Origin of the sequence: Streptomyces sp. NPDC059256 (assembly GCF_042753785.1) — a bacterium.
Lineage (GTDB): Bacteria > Actinomycetota > Actinomycetes > Streptomycetales > Streptomycetaceae > Streptomyces.
The window spans coordinates 89,635-104,431 of sequence record NZ_JBHYZO010000005.1; the positions used below are offsets into that span (position 1 = coordinate 89,635).

14 protein-coding genes and 1 riboswitch are annotated in these 14,797 nt (G+C 69.2%); of the genes, 6 read left to right on the top strand and 8 right to left on the bottom strand.

All coding sequences use genetic code 11. The features are described 5' to 3' along the window. Positions 1-96: 96 nt before the first annotated feature. A complete protein-coding gene (locus ACFXJL_RS14335; RefSeq protein WP_384634697.1) occupies positions 97-1,095 on the top strand; it encodes a 2-hydroxyacid dehydrogenase in 999 nt (332 codons plus the stop codon). A gap of 117 nt (positions 1,096-1,212) precedes the next feature. Here ACFXJL_RS14335 and ACFXJL_RS14340 read toward each other — a convergent pair whose 3' ends face one another. Beyond that, a complete protein-coding gene (locus ACFXJL_RS14340; RefSeq protein WP_384692268.1) occupies positions 1,213-3,108 on the bottom strand; it encodes an anthranilate synthase family protein in 1,896 nt (631 codons plus the stop codon). Positions 3,109-3,484: 376 nt separating this feature from the next. Here ACFXJL_RS14340 and ACFXJL_RS14345 point away from each other — a divergent pair, with 376 nt between their 5' ends. Next, positions 3,485-4,831 (top strand): class II 3-deoxy-7-phosphoheptulonate synthase, encoded by a 1,347-nt coding sequence (locus ACFXJL_RS14345; RefSeq protein WP_383536960.1) that lies wholly within the window; start codon positions 3,485-3,487, stop codon positions 4,829-4,831. Between the two features lie 167 nt (positions 4,832-4,998). After that, positions 4,999-5,241 carry a (2Fe-2S)-binding protein gene (locus ACFXJL_RS14350; protein WP_329017513.1) on the top strand — a complete coding sequence of 81 codons (243 nt, stop codon included), beginning with the start codon at positions 4,999-5,001 and terminating at the stop codon, positions 5,239-5,241. Positions 5,242-5,336: 95 nt separating this feature from the next. Here the strand turns inward: ACFXJL_RS14350 and bfr are convergent, their stop codons facing one another. Next, complete coding sequence (gene bfr, locus ACFXJL_RS14355; RefSeq protein WP_329017510.1) at positions 5,337-5,816, bottom strand: bacterioferritin; 480 nt, start codon at positions 5,814-5,816, stop codon at positions 5,337-5,339. Positions 5,817-5,973: 157 nt separating this feature from the next. Between bfr and ACFXJL_RS14360 the strand changes: the two genes are divergently transcribed. After that, the gene (locus ACFXJL_RS14360; protein WP_384692272.1) at positions 5,974-6,606 is read left to right on the top strand and encodes a sulfite oxidase-like oxidoreductase; all 633 of its coding nucleotides are present in this window, start codon (positions 5,974-5,976) and stop codon (positions 6,604-6,606) included. 94 nt (positions 6,607-6,700) lie between these two features. Here ACFXJL_RS14360 and ACFXJL_RS14365 read toward each other — a convergent pair whose 3' ends face one another. From ACFXJL_RS14365 to thiO, 6 genes are all read right to left on the bottom strand, one after another. Further along, complete coding sequence (locus ACFXJL_RS14365; protein WP_358880157.1) at positions 6,701-7,120, bottom strand: DUF4396 domain-containing protein; 420 nt, start codon at positions 7,118-7,120, stop codon at positions 6,701-6,703. A 334-nt stretch (positions 7,121-7,454) separates the two neighbouring features. Then, positions 7,455-8,303, bottom strand: coding sequence for a deoxyribonuclease IV (locus tag ACFXJL_RS14370; RefSeq protein ID WP_384692701.1), 849 nt, complete (start codon positions 8,301-8,303; stop codon positions 7,455-7,457). Positions 8,304-8,467: 164 nt separating this feature from the next. Beyond that, positions 8,468-10,420 (bottom strand): Stk1 family PASTA domain-containing Ser/Thr kinase, encoded by a 1,953-nt coding sequence (pknB, locus tag ACFXJL_RS14375; RefSeq protein WP_384692275.1) that lies wholly within the window; start codon positions 10,418-10,420, stop codon positions 8,468-8,470. A gap of 215 nt (positions 10,421-10,635) precedes the next feature. Next, positions 10,636-11,511 carry a thiazole synthase gene (locus tag ACFXJL_RS14380; protein WP_384692278.1) on the bottom strand — a complete coding sequence of 292 codons (876 nt, stop codon included), beginning with the start codon at positions 11,509-11,511 and terminating at the stop codon, positions 10,636-10,638. Positions 11,512-11,514: 3 nt separating this feature from the next. Next, positions 11,515-11,730, bottom strand: coding sequence for a sulfur carrier protein ThiS (gene thiS / locus ACFXJL_RS14385; protein WP_358880122.1), 216 nt, complete (start codon positions 11,728-11,730; stop codon positions 11,515-11,517). Further along, complete coding sequence (gene thiO, locus ACFXJL_RS14390; RefSeq protein ID WP_358880159.1) at positions 11,727-12,923, bottom strand: glycine oxidase ThiO; 1,197 nt, start codon at positions 12,921-12,923, stop codon at positions 11,727-11,729. The genes thiS and thiO overlap by 4 nt, the downstream gene beginning before the upstream one ends. Before the next feature lie 5 nt (positions 12,924-12,928). Continuing rightward, positions 12,929-13,042: riboswitch (TPP riboswitch) on the bottom strand. A gap of 106 nt (positions 13,043-13,148) precedes the next feature. Between thiO and ACFXJL_RS14395 the strand changes: the two genes are divergently transcribed. Further along, entirely contained in the window at positions 13,149-13,496 is a 348-nt protein-coding gene (locus ACFXJL_RS14395; protein ID WP_358880123.1) for a hypothetical protein, read from the top strand. A gap of 73 nt (positions 13,497-13,569) precedes the next feature. Continuing rightward, positions 13,570-14,763, top strand: coding sequence for an NAD(P)/FAD-dependent oxidoreductase (locus ACFXJL_RS14400; protein ID WP_384692704.1), 1,194 nt, complete (start codon positions 13,570-13,572; stop codon positions 14,761-14,763). Positions 14,764-14,797: the final 34 nt, after the last annotated feature.

Below are 14,797 nucleotides of genomic sequence, written 5' to 3' on the forward strand. Positions count from 1 at the left end.
AACGCTGAACGGCGCCACCGGGCTGTGGGTCGTATATTCGCGATATCTGGACCCTTCGCGATATCCGGCCCGCAGCTCACCTTCCTGGAGGAAGTCGTGGACATCCTTGCCTTCGGGGTGCAGGCGGATGAGAAACCCCTGATCGAGCGGGCATTCGCCGGACTCCACGACGTCCGCTGCGTGGAGGTTTTCCTCACACAGGACACGGCTCCCATCGCGGCCGGCTATGAAACGATCTCCACGAGCGTCAACGCCAACCTCAGTGGCCGCGTGCTGCAAACCCTGGCGGTCGGCGGAACCACCATGATCGCTCAACGTTCCACAGGATTCAATAATATCGATCTTGAAGTGGCCGAGCGGCTGGGTTTGACCATTGCCCGGGTGTCCTTCTACTCGCCCTACTCCGTGGCCGAGTTCGCCTGGACGCTGGCCATGGCGGTCAACCGCAGAATTGTTCGCGCCTCCGCTCGCACCCGCGATTTCGACTTTCGCCTCGACGGACTCATGGGACGTGATCTTCACGGTCGGACGGTCGGAGTGATCGGTACCGGAAAGATCGGCGAGGCATTCACCCGAATCGCCCACGGCTGTGGAATGAACCTATTGGGCTGGGACATCACGGAGAACCCGGCCTGCGTCGAACTCGGCATGCGCTATGTCGACAAGGACGAACTGCTCGCGTCCGCCGACCTCGTCAGCCTCCATGTGCCCCTGCTGCCCGCCACCCACCATCTGATCGGCCGGGACGCACTGCGCGCGATGAAGGACGACGCCATCCTCGTCAACTCCAGCCGCGGTGGACTGATCGACACGGAAGCCCTGGTGGGCGAGTTGCGCAAGGGCAGGTTCACCGGCGTGGGGCTCGACGTGTACGAGGCGGAGGCCGGACTCTTCTTCCTCGACAAGTCCTTGGAGCCCATCGAGGACGACACCCTGGCCCGACTGGTCACCTTCCCCCAGGTCCTCGTCACCTCGCACCAGGCGTACTACACGGAGGACGCGGTGGGCCAGATCGTCGCCGCGACCGTACAGAACGTCAATGACTACGTGGCAGGTCGGCGCAGCGAGAACTTCCTCGTGCCCAAGGCGGGCTGATGCGGCAGACGGGCTGATTCGGAGACGGCTGATGCGGCAAACAGCCGGATCCGGAGACGGACCCATCCGGCTGACGCGGGTGCGGGGCCGCCCGGGACGCCCCCGCACCCCGGGCCATCAGCCGCGCGGCAGCGCGGTGGCCGCCAACAACTCCGCGACCACCGCCGGGCCCTCCAGGGTCAGCACCGACTCGGGATGGAACTGCACCGAGGCGAAGGTGGCCGCTCGCATCGCATGGACGTCCCCGGTCAATGGATCGCGGGCCGTCTCCACACCCCGCCCCATGAGTTCCGCGGCCATCCGGTCGTCGCACCGGGCGGTGAAACTGTTGTAGAAGCCGACGGTCCTCTCGTGTCCGAACAGGTCGACGCTCTCCTGCGCGCCCTGGTACGGCTCCGCTTTCCGTACGACCGGCAATCCCAGCTCCGCTGCGATCAACTCGTGTCCCAGACACACGCCCAGCAGCCCACGGGGAGGACCCGCCAGCAGTTCGGCCGTCAGCGCCCGCAGCAGCCGCATCTTCGGATCGGACGCATCGGTGGGATCGCCCGGCCCCGGGCCCAGCACCACCGGTCCCGGATGGGCCAGTGCCGTTTCCCGCAGCCCCGGCTCGTCGAAGCGCCGCACGGTGACCTCCAGCCCCGTCGAGCGCAGCAGATGCGCCAGCATCGCGGTGAAGGTGTCCTCGCCGTCGACCATCAGGGCGTGTCCCGTGGGCTCGACAGCGCGTTCCTGCATCCGCAGCCAGAACGGGGCGAGCGATGCCCGCCGGGATTCCAGGGCCGCCTGTACCCGGAGGTCGTCGGCCAGTCGGGGGCGCTCGGGCCCCGCCTCTCGGCGCTGCGGGCCCACGCCGAGCGCCGCGAGCACCCCGGCCGCTTTGGCGTGCGTCTCGGCCACCTCGGCCAAGGGGTCCGAATGGCGCACCAGAGTGGCTCCGACCGCCACCCGCACCCGACCGTCGGCCGAGATGTCGGCCGTGCGGATCGCGATGGGGGAGTCCAGCGTCTGCTGCCCTCCCGCGTCGACGCCGAGGAGGGCGAGCGCGCCCGCGTAGTAGCCGCGGCCCCCCGCCTCGTACCGTCGGATGACCCGACAGGCGTTCTGCACCGGCGATCCGGTGACCGTCGCCGCGAACATCGTCTCCTTCAGCACCTCGCGCACATCCAACGAGGAGCGACCGCGCAGTTCGTACTCGGTGTGGGCGAGGTGCGCCATCTCCTTCAGCCGCGGGCCGACGACGACCCCGCCCCGGTCGCCGACGGTGCACATCATCTTCAGTTCCTCGTCGACGACCATCGACAGTTCGTCTCGCTCCTTGGCGTCGTCGAGGAAGCGCAGCAGCGCCTCGGGGTCGGGACCCTCGGGCGGATAGCGGAACGTGCCGCTGATCGGATTCATCACCACGGTCTCGCCGCTCATCCGCACGTGCACCTCCGGGCTGGCACCGACCAGCGTGCGCTCCCCGGTGTGCACCACGAAGGTCCAGTACGCGCCGCGCTCACCGGCGAGCAACCGTCGGAACAGGGCCAGCGCGTCCGCCCGTCCGAACCCGGGGACCTCACCGGTGAAGGTGCGGCGGATCACGAAGTTCGCCCCCTCGCCCTGTCCGATCTCGTCCTCGATCACCCGGCGCACGACATCGGCGTACTCGGCGTCCCCGATGTCGAAGGCGCCCGATGTGACGGTCACCGCGTGCGCGGGCAGCGTCCGCAGCGCCTCGTCGAGCGGAAGCGCCCAGGACTCGTCCGCGACCAGCACGCTCAGCGGTGTCCCGTCGTCGTGGACCTCGAAGCCGCGCTCAGCGATCTGCCGGAACGGGACCAGTGCGAGCGAGGGGCGCGGTGAGACCGGGATCTCGGCGAGGGTGTCGACCTCCCGCACCGAGCCGATCAGTACCTCCACCAGGTCCTGATCGTGACCGGGGGTGCGTCTGCGCAGCAGGGCGAAGGGTGGACAGTCGTCGTCGAGGAGCCGGGCGAGGTTGTGCACGGGGTTCGCGGCGGTTGCCATCCGGGCTGTTCCTTCCAGTGAGAGGGAGGAGGAACGGCCGGTTTCACTGCGGAAACACCGAAGGCCGCCCCTCGGGCGGCCTGTGTGAAATCCGATTGCGCCGTGCGCAGTCAGTGGGCCGCCGAGTGAGCGGTCCACCACCAGTTCTGCTGCACATGTGCGGTCACGCCGGGAACTGTAGCGCACGGAGGGTCGCGCCGAGCGGCTGTGACCAAAACCACCTTGCGCCCGGAAGATGCGCCAAAGTCGCGCCCCACCCGCCCCATCGCACGCCCGTGCTCCCAGGGAGTCGGTCGGAAGCCGGGAAGATCGCTGTCCAGAGTGTGAGCGGCCGGGGAGTACGGCCCGGCAACGTCGTAACCTAAAGAGCGTGACGATGAACGTTGAGAGCTCAGCTGCCCCGGTGCCCACCTGGCGAAACCTGCCTGCCGCGCAGCAGCCCGAGTATCCCGATCCCGAAGCTCTTCGCGGGGTCGTCGCCGAGCTGGAGAGCTACCCCCCGCTGGTCTTCGCGGGGGAGTGCGACCAACTGCGCGCCCGGATGGCGGCCGTCGCCCGCGGAGAGGCATTCCTCCTCCAGGGCGGCGACTGCGCCGAGTCCTTCGAAGCCGTGGGCGCCGACGACATCCGCGCCAAGCTGAAGACCCTGCTCCAGATGGGGGCGGTCCTCACCTACGCGGCATCCGTGCCCGTGGTGAAGGTCGGCCGTATCGCGGGCCAGTACTCGAAGCCGCGCTCCAAGCCGACCGAGACCCGTGACGGCCTGACGCTGCCGACCTACCGCGGCGACTCCGTCAACGGCTTCGACTTCACCGAAGCGGCCCGTGTCCCGGACCCCGAGCGGCTGAAGCGGATGTACAACGCCTCCGCGGCCACGCTCAACCTGGTGCGCGCCTTCACCACCGGTGGCTACGCGGACCTGCGCCAGGTGCACGCCTGGAACCAGGACTTTGTGAAGTCCTCCCCGTCCGGGCAGCGCTACGAGCAGCTCGCCCGCGAGATCGACAACGCCCTGAACTTCATGGAGGCGTGCGGTACCGATCCCGCGGAGTTCCGCACGGTGGAGTTCTTCGCCTCGCACGAGGCGCTGCTGCTCGACTACGAGTCGGCGCTGACGCGGATCGACTCGCGCACGGGCCACTTGTACGACGTTTCCGGCCACATGGTCTGGATCGGCGAGCGCACCCGCCAGCTGGACGGGGCGCACATCGAGTTCGCTTCGAAGATCCGCAATCCCATCGGCATCAAGTTGGGCCCGACCACCACGGTGGACGACGCCCTCCAGTACATCGACCGGCTCGACCCCGACCGTGAGCCGGGCCGGCTGACCTTCATCGTCCGCATGGGCGCCGACAAGGTCCGCGACAAGCTTCCGGAACTGGTCGAGAAGGTCACCGCGTCGGGTGCGACCGTCGCCTGGGTCACCGACCCGATGCACGGCAACACCTTCGAGGCCGCATCCGGCCACAAGACGCGCCGGTTCGACGACGTCCTCGACGAGGTCAAGGGCTTCTTCGAGGTCCACAAGGCGCTCGGCACCCACCCCGGCGGCATCCATGTCGAGCTGACCGGTGACGATGTCACCGAGTGCGTGGGCGGTGGCGACGAGATCTTCGTCGACGACCTCCACCAGCGGTACGAGACGGCCTGCGACCCCCGGCTGAACCGCAGCCAGTCGCTGGACCTGGCCTTCCTGGTGGCCGAGATGTACCGCGACCAGTGAGCTGATCAGCTGGCTTGGACAGCGGTGCGGGGCACGTATCCATGTGATACGTGCCCCACACTGTTTTCAGCCACCCCCAAGGCGGGTAAGGTTAGGTTTGCCTCACCGATCAATCGGGACGATCAATCGGAAAAGGCACGCCCTAGATCCATCGGCCCGTCGGGGAGGTGACCCGCGTGTACGTCTGCTCATGCTTCGGCATCACCGAGAAGCAGGTGAAGGAACACGCTGACGCCGGCGCCCACACTCCGCGCCAAATAGCGTCCGCCTGCAAAGCCGGCACCGACTGCGGGTCCTGTGTGCGACGCATCCAGTCGATCCTCGGCCGGGGCAACTGCCCGCGGCGTGAGCTGCTCGACCAGGGCCAGCCGGCCCTGAGCGTCGTATCGGAGCTGAACGAAGCCGCCTGACGCGATGCCCGACGATCCGACGATGGTCATCCACCGGTCCGTCCCGAGCACCCGTCCAGGCCCATGGCCCGGGCATGCGTCTCGTTGGAGAGTGCTCAGCTCTCCGGCTGCTCGATGAGCTGGGCGATGTACAGCGGTTCGCCCAACTTCTCGACCAGTTCCAACTGGGTGTCGAGATAGTCGATGTGGTGTTCCTCGTCCTCAAGGATCGACTCGAAGATGTTCGCCGACGTCACATCGCCCTTGGCGCGCATGACGTCGATGCCGCGCTTGAGGCGGTCGATCGCCTCGACCTCGACCTGACGGTCGGCCTGGAACATCTCGGTCACCGTCTGACCGATCCGCACGTGGAACAGTCGCTGGTAGTTCGGCAGGCCGTCGAGGAAGAGGATGCGGTCGGTCAGCACCTCTGCATGCTTCATCTCATCGAACGACTCCGCCCGGGTGTACTTGGCAAGCTTCGTCCAGCCGAAGTTCTCTTGCATCTTCGCGTGGAGGAAGTACTGGTTGATCGCCGTCAGCTCGGCCGTAAGCTGTTCATTGAGAAACTCGATGACCTCGGGGTCGCCCTGCATCGCAGAAGCTCCTTCCACGTGTGTGGCTCGGGGGCAGGTTCGCGCATCCTTGCATTGCCGTAGTGAGCCGTCCAGTAAGTGCCTCCTTAGTAGGAGTTGCCCGAATCGGGCCAGACCTGGTCATGACCACCCCTCCCGGTCTGTCACCATGGAACGCATGGGTCAGCCGGAGAGCCGGGATTACCGCGCAGCAGAGGAGTCCACGCTTCCACCGGGACAGCGAGTCCAGCGCGGTTGGCCGGTCACCCACTACGGCCCGGTCCCCAAATTCAAGCCGGACCGTTGGGAATTCAGGGTTTTCGGGGCGACTGCCGACGGGGACAAGCACTGCTGGAACCACGAGGAGTTCTCCGCGCTGCCGTTCTCCACGGTGGTGGCCGATCTCCACTGCGTGACGAAGTTCAGCATGCTGGGGGCCGAATGGGGCGGTGTGGCCGCCCGTACCATCATTGAACTCGCACCGCCCGCCGACGACGTCACCCATGTCATGGTCTGGGCCGAGTACGGCTTCAGTGCAAATATGCGGCTCTCCGACTTCATGGCCGAGCGAGCGATTTTCGCCACGCACAAGGACGGCGAACTGCTCACGGCGGAGCATGGGTTTCCGCTTCGGCTGGTGGTTCCCCATCTCTATGCCTGGAAAGGGCCTAAATGGGTCCGCGGCGTCGAGTACATGACGGCGGATCGTCGCGGGTTCTGGGAAGAGCGCGGCTATCACAATCTGGGCGACCCCTGGGAAGAGCAGCGGTACTCCTACCAAGAGGAGCCCGGGGACGGTCCGGAGTTGTAACTGACACGTGTCGAAGTGGCTGGCATGTGTTGTCTTGAACGAGGCAAGGGCCCTGGCGGATGCCGGGGCCCTTCGTCGTGCGCTGCTGCTCGCGTCAGTGGAACTGGTGCATGACGGCGTGGCCCTTGCCCCGGCCGATCAGCCACTTGTTCACCGGGGTGGTGACCAGGAAGGCGACCACGAAGGCAATCGCCAGTGCGTACCAGAACAAGCCATCGGACAGTTGGGCGTGCATGGCTCCGGGCCAGAGGGCGAGCACGCTGTTGTCCGTGATCTCCATGACCAGGATGGAGAGCGTGTCGGCGGCCAGGGCGACCTTGACCGCGGCCTTGAAGCTGAGGCCGGCCCGCAGGATCGTGATCATGGTGAACGAGTAGCCGAAGATGAAGGCCAGGAAGATCGCGAGCGCCATCGTCGGAACGTTGTGCCAGCCGAGGGCCGTGCCGATCACCATGCCCAGCACCTCGCCGATGGCGCAGCCGATGAGGCAGTGGAGGGTCGCCCTGGCGGCCATGGACCAACTGACGCCGCCCTCAGCTCCGTGCCCGGTGTGGCTGTCGTGCCCGCTGTGATCCGCCCTGCCGGATGAGTGCTCGGACTGCGACTGCCCGCTGTGCCCCGAGTGCTTGGCGTGGTCTGGGTGCTCGGCGTGCCCTGAGTGATCGGGTTCTGCGTGCCCGGTGTGCTCTGGGTGGGCGGGCTCAGTGTGCTGGTGGCTCGTGCCGTCCGCGCTCCGGTCATGACCCGCCCGATGGGCGTGAGCGTCGTGCTGCATGAGGGATCCCCAAAGTCAGGTGTGCGGTTCCGGTCAACGACGGAAACCCTATACCCCTATAGGGTATTAGTCATCAGCGGAGGCTCTTCAGCCGCTCCACATCGGCCGCGTGCCCCTGCCGCCCTCCGGGCGTCTCGATGACCAGCGGCACGCCGTCGGTCGCGGGATGGCGCAGCAGCTCCCGGAACGCCTCCACCCCGATGTGACCGGCACCGATGTTCGCGTGCCGGTCCTTGCGTGCACCGGCAGCCTCCTGGGAGTCATTGGCGTGAATCAGTTTCAGCCGCCCTGCACCCACCGTCTTCACCAGGAGGTCGAGCGTCCGCTGCACCCCGAGCGGGTCAGCGAGATCGTGGCCCGCGGCATGGATATGACAGGTGTCCAAGCAGATGCCGAGCTTGGGATGGGCGTTCAGGGCGTCGAAGTAGGGGCCGAAGTCCTCCGCCCGTGAACAGAGCGAGAAGCCCTGTCCGGCGGTGGACTCCAGCAGCAGAAACGGATCGTCGTCATGGGTCAGTTCATCCAGCAGCGGCAGCATCAACTCCCTCGCCTGGGCCAATGCGACCTCACGGGTACGGCCCCCGGTCGCCGAACCGGTGTGGACGACGACGCCCTGTGCGCCGATCTCCCGGCCCCGGCGCAAGGAGTGCCGCAGCGATTCCACCGACTTCTCGGCGGTCGCCTCGGTGTGCGACCCGAAGTTGATCAGATAGGGAGCGTGGACCCAGGCCGTCAGTCCTGCTTCGGCGCATCCGGCACGGAACTGCTCGTCCTGTGCGGGGTTCCCCGACGGGGTCGCCCAGCCGCGTGGATTGGCCACGAAGACCTGGACGGCCTCGGCCTTCAACTCACGGGCGTAGCCGAGGCCGATGGTCGCGAGACCTCCCGCCACGGGGACATGGCCGCCGACGGGGTTGCGCATGCGGTTCTCGATTCTCGCTGTTCTCACGCGGGGACGGGTGGGTCAGGTGGGACGGGCTGACGGGCACGTTCGGGATCGACGGGACCCCTGCGACGACATGCGGCCCCGGTACGGGGTGTTGTCGTCGGCGGTCACGGCCGCGGCGGCTCACCGGGACACGGCGATCACAGACCCTTGATCTTGATGGTGACGGTGCTGTCCTCGGGCGCCTCGTCGTCACCACCGGGTGACTGGCTCTCCACCGTGTCACCGAGGTACGGGAAGCTCTTCTCGGTCTTCACCCGGAAGCCGGCGGCTTCCAGTGCGCTCTTGGCATCGCCGGCGCTCTGCCCCACCACATCGGGAACCGCGACCATCCGCGGCCCCTTGGACACCGTCAGCGTCAAGGTGTCACCGCTGGCGAGCCGGGTGCCCGAAGGCGCGGACTGCCGTGCCACCGTCCCGGCCGCCCCGGGTGCGAACACCCGCTCCGTGGCCACCTCGACCTCGAAGCCGGCACCCTCCAGCACGCTCGTCGCCTCCTGCACCGGCCGCCCGGTGACATCGGGCACCGTGATCGGGGCTCCCTTGCTGACGACGATCGCGACCGCGGAGTCCGGACTGCGGCCCGTCCCCGCCCCCGGATCCGTGCGGATGACCGCGCCCTGCGGAATCTCCTGGCTGAACGCCTTGGTGACCACGCCGGGCGCCAGCCCGACGTCCCGCAGCGCCCGCTCCGCGTCATCGAGCGATTCGCCCCTGAGGTCGGGCACCCGGACGATCTCCGGGCCGCGCGAGACGATGAGCGTGACCGACCCATTGCCGCGGATGCGCTCGTGCGTGGCCGGATCGCTGCTGATGACGGCCCCGCGTTCGACCGTCTCGCTGAACTCCTTGCGTACATCGCGCACATCGAGGCCCGAATCCCTGAGGTCCTGGCGGGCCTCCTTCTCGGTCTTGCCGATGAGGGCGGGTACGCGGGTGAACTGCCCGGAGTTGATGTACCAGACGCCGGCACCCACACCGAGGACCAGCAGCAGGACCGTGAGGGCGGCGAGGATGCCGCGTCGTGGCAGGGCCGGCCGGCGGCGCACCCGGGTACGGTCCGGTGCCGTCGGCGGCAGCACCAACCGAGCCGTATGGCTGACCCCGGACTCCGGAGCGGGCAGGGCCCGGCTGATCACGTCCGTACGCTCCTGGGAGCCCGCGCGATCGGCGGACGGCTCCCGGTCGGAAGGGGCCCGGGTGGCATCGACGGCCGACGCCCGGGGCGGCATCAGATCGAGTTGCTCGTCGCTGAGCCCGGCCCTGGCACGGCGCGCCCGGGCCAGCAGCGCCACCGCGTCGTCGGGGCGGTCATCAGGGTTGCGGGCCGTGGCGCTGGCCACCAGCGCGTCCAGTTCCGTCGCGAGCCCGGGCGCCAGCGCGGACGGCGGCTGAACGTCCTCGTGCAGATGCTGGTAGAGGACGTGCGCCGGTGTCTGGCCACCGTACGGTTTGGCGCCGGTGAGCATCTCGTAGAGCACGACCCCGCAGGCGTACACATCGGTGCGGGTGTCCGACGTGCCGTCCTCGATCTGCTCGGGGGCGAGGTAGGAGACCGTGCCGAGGACCGTGCCGGTGGTGTTGGTGACCGAACCCACGGCGCGCACCAGTCCGAAGTCGGCCACCTTCACCCGGCCGTCGTCACCGATGAGGACGTTCTCCGGCTTGATGTCGCGGTGGACGAACCCGGCGCGGTGCGCTGCGCCCAGGGCCGCGAGCACGGCTTCGAGGATGTCGAGCGCGGCCCTCGGTTGGAGTGCGCCCCGTTCCCGCAGTACGTCACGCAGGGTACAGCCGGCGACGTACTCCATCGCCAGATAGACATAGGCACCCTCGGCGCCCTGGTCGAAGACCGCGACCACATTGGGGTGGGCCAGCCGCGCCACCGACTTGGCCTCACGGATGAAACGCTCGACGAAGGTGACGTCCGTGGCGAGGGCGGGGTGCATGACCTTGAGGGCCAGCTCGCGGTCGAGACGGGTGTCGACGGCCCGGTAGACCGTGGCCATACCGCCGACGGCGATGCGCGCGTCAACGCGGTAGCGGCCGTCGAGCAGCTGCCCGACGAGGGGGTCCTGGAGGGTCGTGTCCACGGAGCGATTCTACGAGCCGGTACGGACACCCCGATCTGGTCGCGGCCGTACCGCAGCAGAGCTGTGACAGCGCACACACGCCTACGGGCCTGCGCTTACCCCGCCGGGGCCGGTTGACGGGGGCCTTCGCACCGAGGCGGGACGCCCGCTCGACGGGTGTGCCGAACCGTGCTCCGCGCGGCCGTACGGCTACTGCTGGAGCGAGGTGTTCCGGTCTAGAACGCCGGGCGCTCCGGGTCGAACTCGGCCCTGCCGGTCTCCGGTGACGAGGCCAGGGCGAAGTGCCGGCGGGGGATGCGCCCGGCCCGCGCGGCGAGGCGGCCGGCTGCGACGGCGTGCCGCATCGCCCGTGCCATCAGCACCGGCTCCTGGGCCCGGGTGACGGCGGAGGCGAGCATCACGGCGGCACACCCCAGTTCCATGGCGAAGGCGGCGTCCGACGCGGTGCCCGCGCCCGCGTCGAGGATCACGGGCACCTGCGCCCGCTCGGTGATCAACTGGAAGTTGTGCGGATTGCGGATGCCCAGCCCGGAGCCGATCGGCGACCCGAGGGGCATCACCGCGGCACATCCCGCGTCCTCCAGCTTCCGGGCCAGGATCGGATCGTCATTCGTGTAGGGCAGCACGGTGAAACCGTCGTCGACCAGGGTCTCCGCCGCATCCAGCAGTTCGACCGGATCAGGCAGCAGGGTCCGCTCGTCGGCGACCACCTCCAGCTTGATCCAGTCGGTGCCCAGGGCCTCCCGGGCGAGCCGCGCGGTCAGTACGGCCTCGCCCGCGGTGAAGCAGCCCGCCGTGTTGGGCAGGACGCGGATGCCCAGTTGGTGGAGGACCGAGAGCACGGAGCCCTGCACGGTGGGATCGAGGCGGCGCATGGCCACCGTGGTGAGTTCGGTGCCGCTGGCCACGAGGGCGCGTTCCAGGGTGTCAAGGCTGGGTGCCCCGCCCGTACCCATGATCAGTCGGGAGGCGAAGGAGGTGTCCGCGATGATGAGCGGATCGTCCGAGCCGGTGACTCCAGCGATCCCTGGGGCTGCGGAGGCGAGAGAGGTAGGAGAGGCAGGAGAGGCGGGGGAGCTGGGCGTGGTCATGGGTCAGCCTCCCTGGACGGCGGTGAGGACTTCGACACGGTCTCCCTCGTCGAGCCGGGTCAGCCCCCAGCTGCTGCGGGGCACGACCGTCTCGTTCACCGCCGCCGCGACGCCCGTCGGAGCGGCGGTGAGCTGGGCGACCAGGGTGTCCAGAGTGGTTCCGGCGGCCACCTCGTGCCGCTCACCGTTGATGGACACCGCCACGGGCCGAGTGTTCATGCGGAGTGCTCCTGGGCGAGGGAGGAGAAGCGGTGCGGGGCGAAGGGGAGCGCCTCGTCGGGCACGACGCCGCAGACGAGGGCCGAGGCCATCACATCGGCGGTGAGGGGGGTGAGCAGGACACCGTTGCGGTAGTGCCCGGTGGCGACCAGCAGGCCGGGCAGTGCGGTCGGGCCCAACAGGGGGGCGTTGTCCGGGGTGCCGGGGCGCAGCCCGGCCCGGGTCTCGACCAGGGGGAGTTCGGTGATGCCGGGCACCAGTTCGTGGGCGTCCCGCAGCAGTTCGTAGACGCCTCCCGCGGTGACCGTGGTGTCCCATCCCAACTCTTCGCTGGTCGCGCCGACGACGAGTTCGCCATCGTGTCGGGGCACCAGATAGACGGAGCCGCCCCGCACCACCGCCCGGACGGTCCGGGAGAGGAAGGGGGCGAAGGCGGCGGGCACGGTCAGCCGCAGGACCTGCCCCTTGACCGGCCGTACCGGTGGCAGGACGTGCGGCGGCACGCCTTCCAGGTCCCTGCTGTAGCTGCCGCCCGCGAGCACGACCTGCTCGGCGTGGAGCTCCCGACCGTCCGCGAGCCGGACGCCCACCGCCCGGTCGCCGCGAACGGTGAGGGACTGTGCCCATTGGCGGTGGAAGACCACCCCGGCCCGTTCGCAGGCGGTGACCAGCGCTGAGGTGAGCCGCCGCGGGTCGACCTGGTGGTCGCCGTCCACCCGCAGCCCGCCGCGTACGCCCGGGGCGAGCATCGGTTCGAGGCGTCGGCACTCGCGGCCCGACAGCCACTGCGATTCCAGCCCGGAGCGCTGTTGCAGGGCGTGGAGCTCCCGTAGATGGGCCCGGTCGTCGCTGTCGAGGGCGACCGCCAGGGTGCCGCAGGGTCGGTAACCGACCTCCTGCCCGCTGCACTCCTCCAGTTCGGCGGTGAAGTCGGGGTAGCGGCGGGCGGATTCCAGATTGAGGGCGAGCAGCGCCTGTTCGCCGTAGTGGAGTTCGGTGACGGCCGCGAGCATGCCCGCGGCGACCTGGGCCGCACCGCCGCCCGGCGTCGGATCGACGACGGCGACGTTCAGGCCGTGCTGTGCGGTCCGCCAGGCCGTCGCCAGGCCGATGATCCCGCCCCCGATGACGAGGACGTCGATGCCCCGGGACGGTTCGTGCGCGCCCTGCGCGGTGGCGCGGGTGCGGGGAATGTACGGCACGGTGGGCCAGCTCCTCCCTTCGCCGGCATGACCCGGATCAGGTTCGTACGGTCGGAGGCCGGTCAGCCTCCCTCTCAGCCCGGTGCGTCCGGGCTCCCGCGAGTGCTTTACGGTGGCCACCCTAACCCCCGGCCCCAACTCGCGTTAAGTGTCGGCCGCGCACCGCAGCGGCCCCCGGTTCGATCGAGTGGGCCCAGGAACGAGGGAGTACGGAGCATGGCAAGGTCACTGGACGGGCTCGTCCTCGCCCCCGTCGCGGATCAGGCACCGGGCCAGGTGGGCACCAGCACCCGGTTCGCCTACCACGAGCGGGAGGGTCGGATCTGGGCCGAGTACGAGGGCGGTGACGTGGTCCAGGGCTTCCTGGTCGGGTCCCGCGAGGGCGATCGGATCGACTTCCGTTACGTCCAGCTCAAGACCGATGGGACCACCTCATCGGGTCACTGCGTCTCCTCGGTCGTCGAGTTGCCCGACGGACGGATCCGGTTGGACGAGACCTGGGAGTGGGAATCGCAGGAGGGCCGCGGCACGAGCGTGGTCGAAGAGGTCGCCCCGCTCCCCTGACGCTACGTCAGCTGTTTAGGGTGGAGGCGTGAGCGAGCAGCAGAGACAGCGCGTGACGGTCGTCGGTGCGGGCATGGCGGGGGTGCAGACCGCCGTCGCACTGCGCGAGCAGGGCTTCACCGGCCCCATCACCCTGATCGGAGCCGAACCCCACCAGCCGTACGACCGACCGCCCCTCTCCAAGGCCGTACTGCTCGGCAAGGCGGAGGACTCCGCCTTCGAGGTCGACTTCGAGGCACTGGACATCGAACTCCGCCTGGGCGTCGACGTCACCGGAGTGCGCGCCGCCGTGAAGGAGTTGGACACCGAGGCGGGGCCCGTCCCCTACGACACCCTGATCATCGCCACCGGGGCCGAACCGATCGAACTGCCGGGCACCGAGGGCGTCCCGGGCGTCCATCTGCTGCGCACCCTCGATGATGCGGCCCGACTGCGGCCCGTCCTCGACCGGCAGCACGACATCGTGGTCGTCGGCGCGGGGTGGATCGGTGCCGAGTTCGCCACGGCGGCCCGGGCGGCCGGTTGTGCGGTCACCGTGGTCGAGGCCGCGGACCTCCCACTGGTCGGTGCGCTGCCCGCCGAGGTCGCGGCTCCGATGGCGGCCTGGTACGGCCAGAGCGGAGTGCACCTGCTCACCGGCGCTCGGGTCGCCGGAATCGAAGACGGCTCGGTACTGCTCGCGGACGGCCGGCGCATTCCCGCCGGGGCCGTCGTCGTCGGCATCGGGGCCCGGCCCGCCACCTCCTGGCTGTCCGACTCGGGCATCGAGATCGGAGCGGACGGCGCCATCGTCGCCGACGAGCACCTGCGGACCTCCCTGCCGTCCGTGTACGCGGTGGGCGACTGTGCGTCCTTCCCCTCGGCGCGCTACGGCAGACGCCTGCTCATCCACCACTGGGACAACGCGCTCCAGGGACCCCGGACGGTCGCGTCCAACGTGATCGCCGACGGGCTGGGCACCCCACCGCACACCTACGACCCCGTGCCGTACTTCTGGTCCGAGCAGTTCGGCAGGTTCGTGCAGTACGCCGGCGACCACGCGGCTGCGGACACCACGGTGTGGCGGGGCCACCCCGACAACACGGATGACGCGGAGGCCGCGGGCTGGTCGGTGCTCTGGCTGCGTCGGGGGGCGCTGGTCGCCCTGCTCGCCGTGGGCCGGCCCCGCGACCTGGCGCAGGGGCGCAAGCTCATCCAGAGCGGCGCACCCTTGGTCGTCGAGCGCGCCGCCGACCCGTCCATCCCTCTGAAGGCCGCTTCCCAGTAAATCGAAATGGGCGTTGTACCAGGCCGCTGACCAG

Excerpts from the sequence above, each read along its gene's own strand:
- ACFXJL_RS14365 (WP_358880157.1), bottom strand. The coding sequence starts at position 7,120 with ATGGCCGCCAGGGCGACCCTCCACTGCCTCATCGGCTGCGCCATCGGC.
- ACFXJL_RS14400 (WP_384692704.1), top strand. The coding sequence starts at position 13,570 with ATGGCGGGGGTGCAGACCGCCGTCGCACTGCGCGAGCAGGGCTTCACC.
- ACFXJL_RS14345 (WP_383536960.1), top strand. The coding sequence starts at position 3,485 with ATGAACGTTGAGAGCTCAGCTGCCCCGGTGCCCACCTGGCGAAACCTG.
- ACFXJL_RS14395 (WP_358880123.1), top strand. The coding sequence starts at position 13,149 with ATGGCAAGGTCACTGGACGGGCTCGTCCTCGCCCCCGTCGCGGATCAG.
- bfr (WP_329017510.1), bottom strand. The coding sequence starts at position 5,816 with ATGCAGGGCGACCCCGAGGTCATCGAGTTTCTCAATGAACAGCTTACG.
- ACFXJL_RS14360 (WP_384692272.1), top strand. The coding sequence starts at position 5,974 with ATGGGTCAGCCGGAGAGCCGGGATTACCGCGCAGCAGAGGAGTCCACG.
- ACFXJL_RS14370 (WP_384692701.1), bottom strand. The coding sequence starts at position 8,303 with ATGCGCAACCCCGTCGGCGGCCATGTCCCCGTGGCGGGAGGTCTCGCG.
- thiS (WP_358880122.1), bottom strand. The coding sequence starts at position 11,730 with ATGAACACTCGGCCCGTGGCGGTGTCCATCAACGGTGAGCGGCACGAG.
- ACFXJL_RS14340 (WP_384692268.1), bottom strand. The coding sequence starts at position 3,108 with ATGGCAACCGCCGCGAACCCCGTGCACAACCTCGCCCGGCTCCTCGAC.
- ACFXJL_RS14380 (WP_384692278.1), bottom strand. The coding sequence starts at position 11,511 with ATGACCACGCCCAGCTCCCCCGCCTCTCCTGCCTCTCCTACCTCTCTC.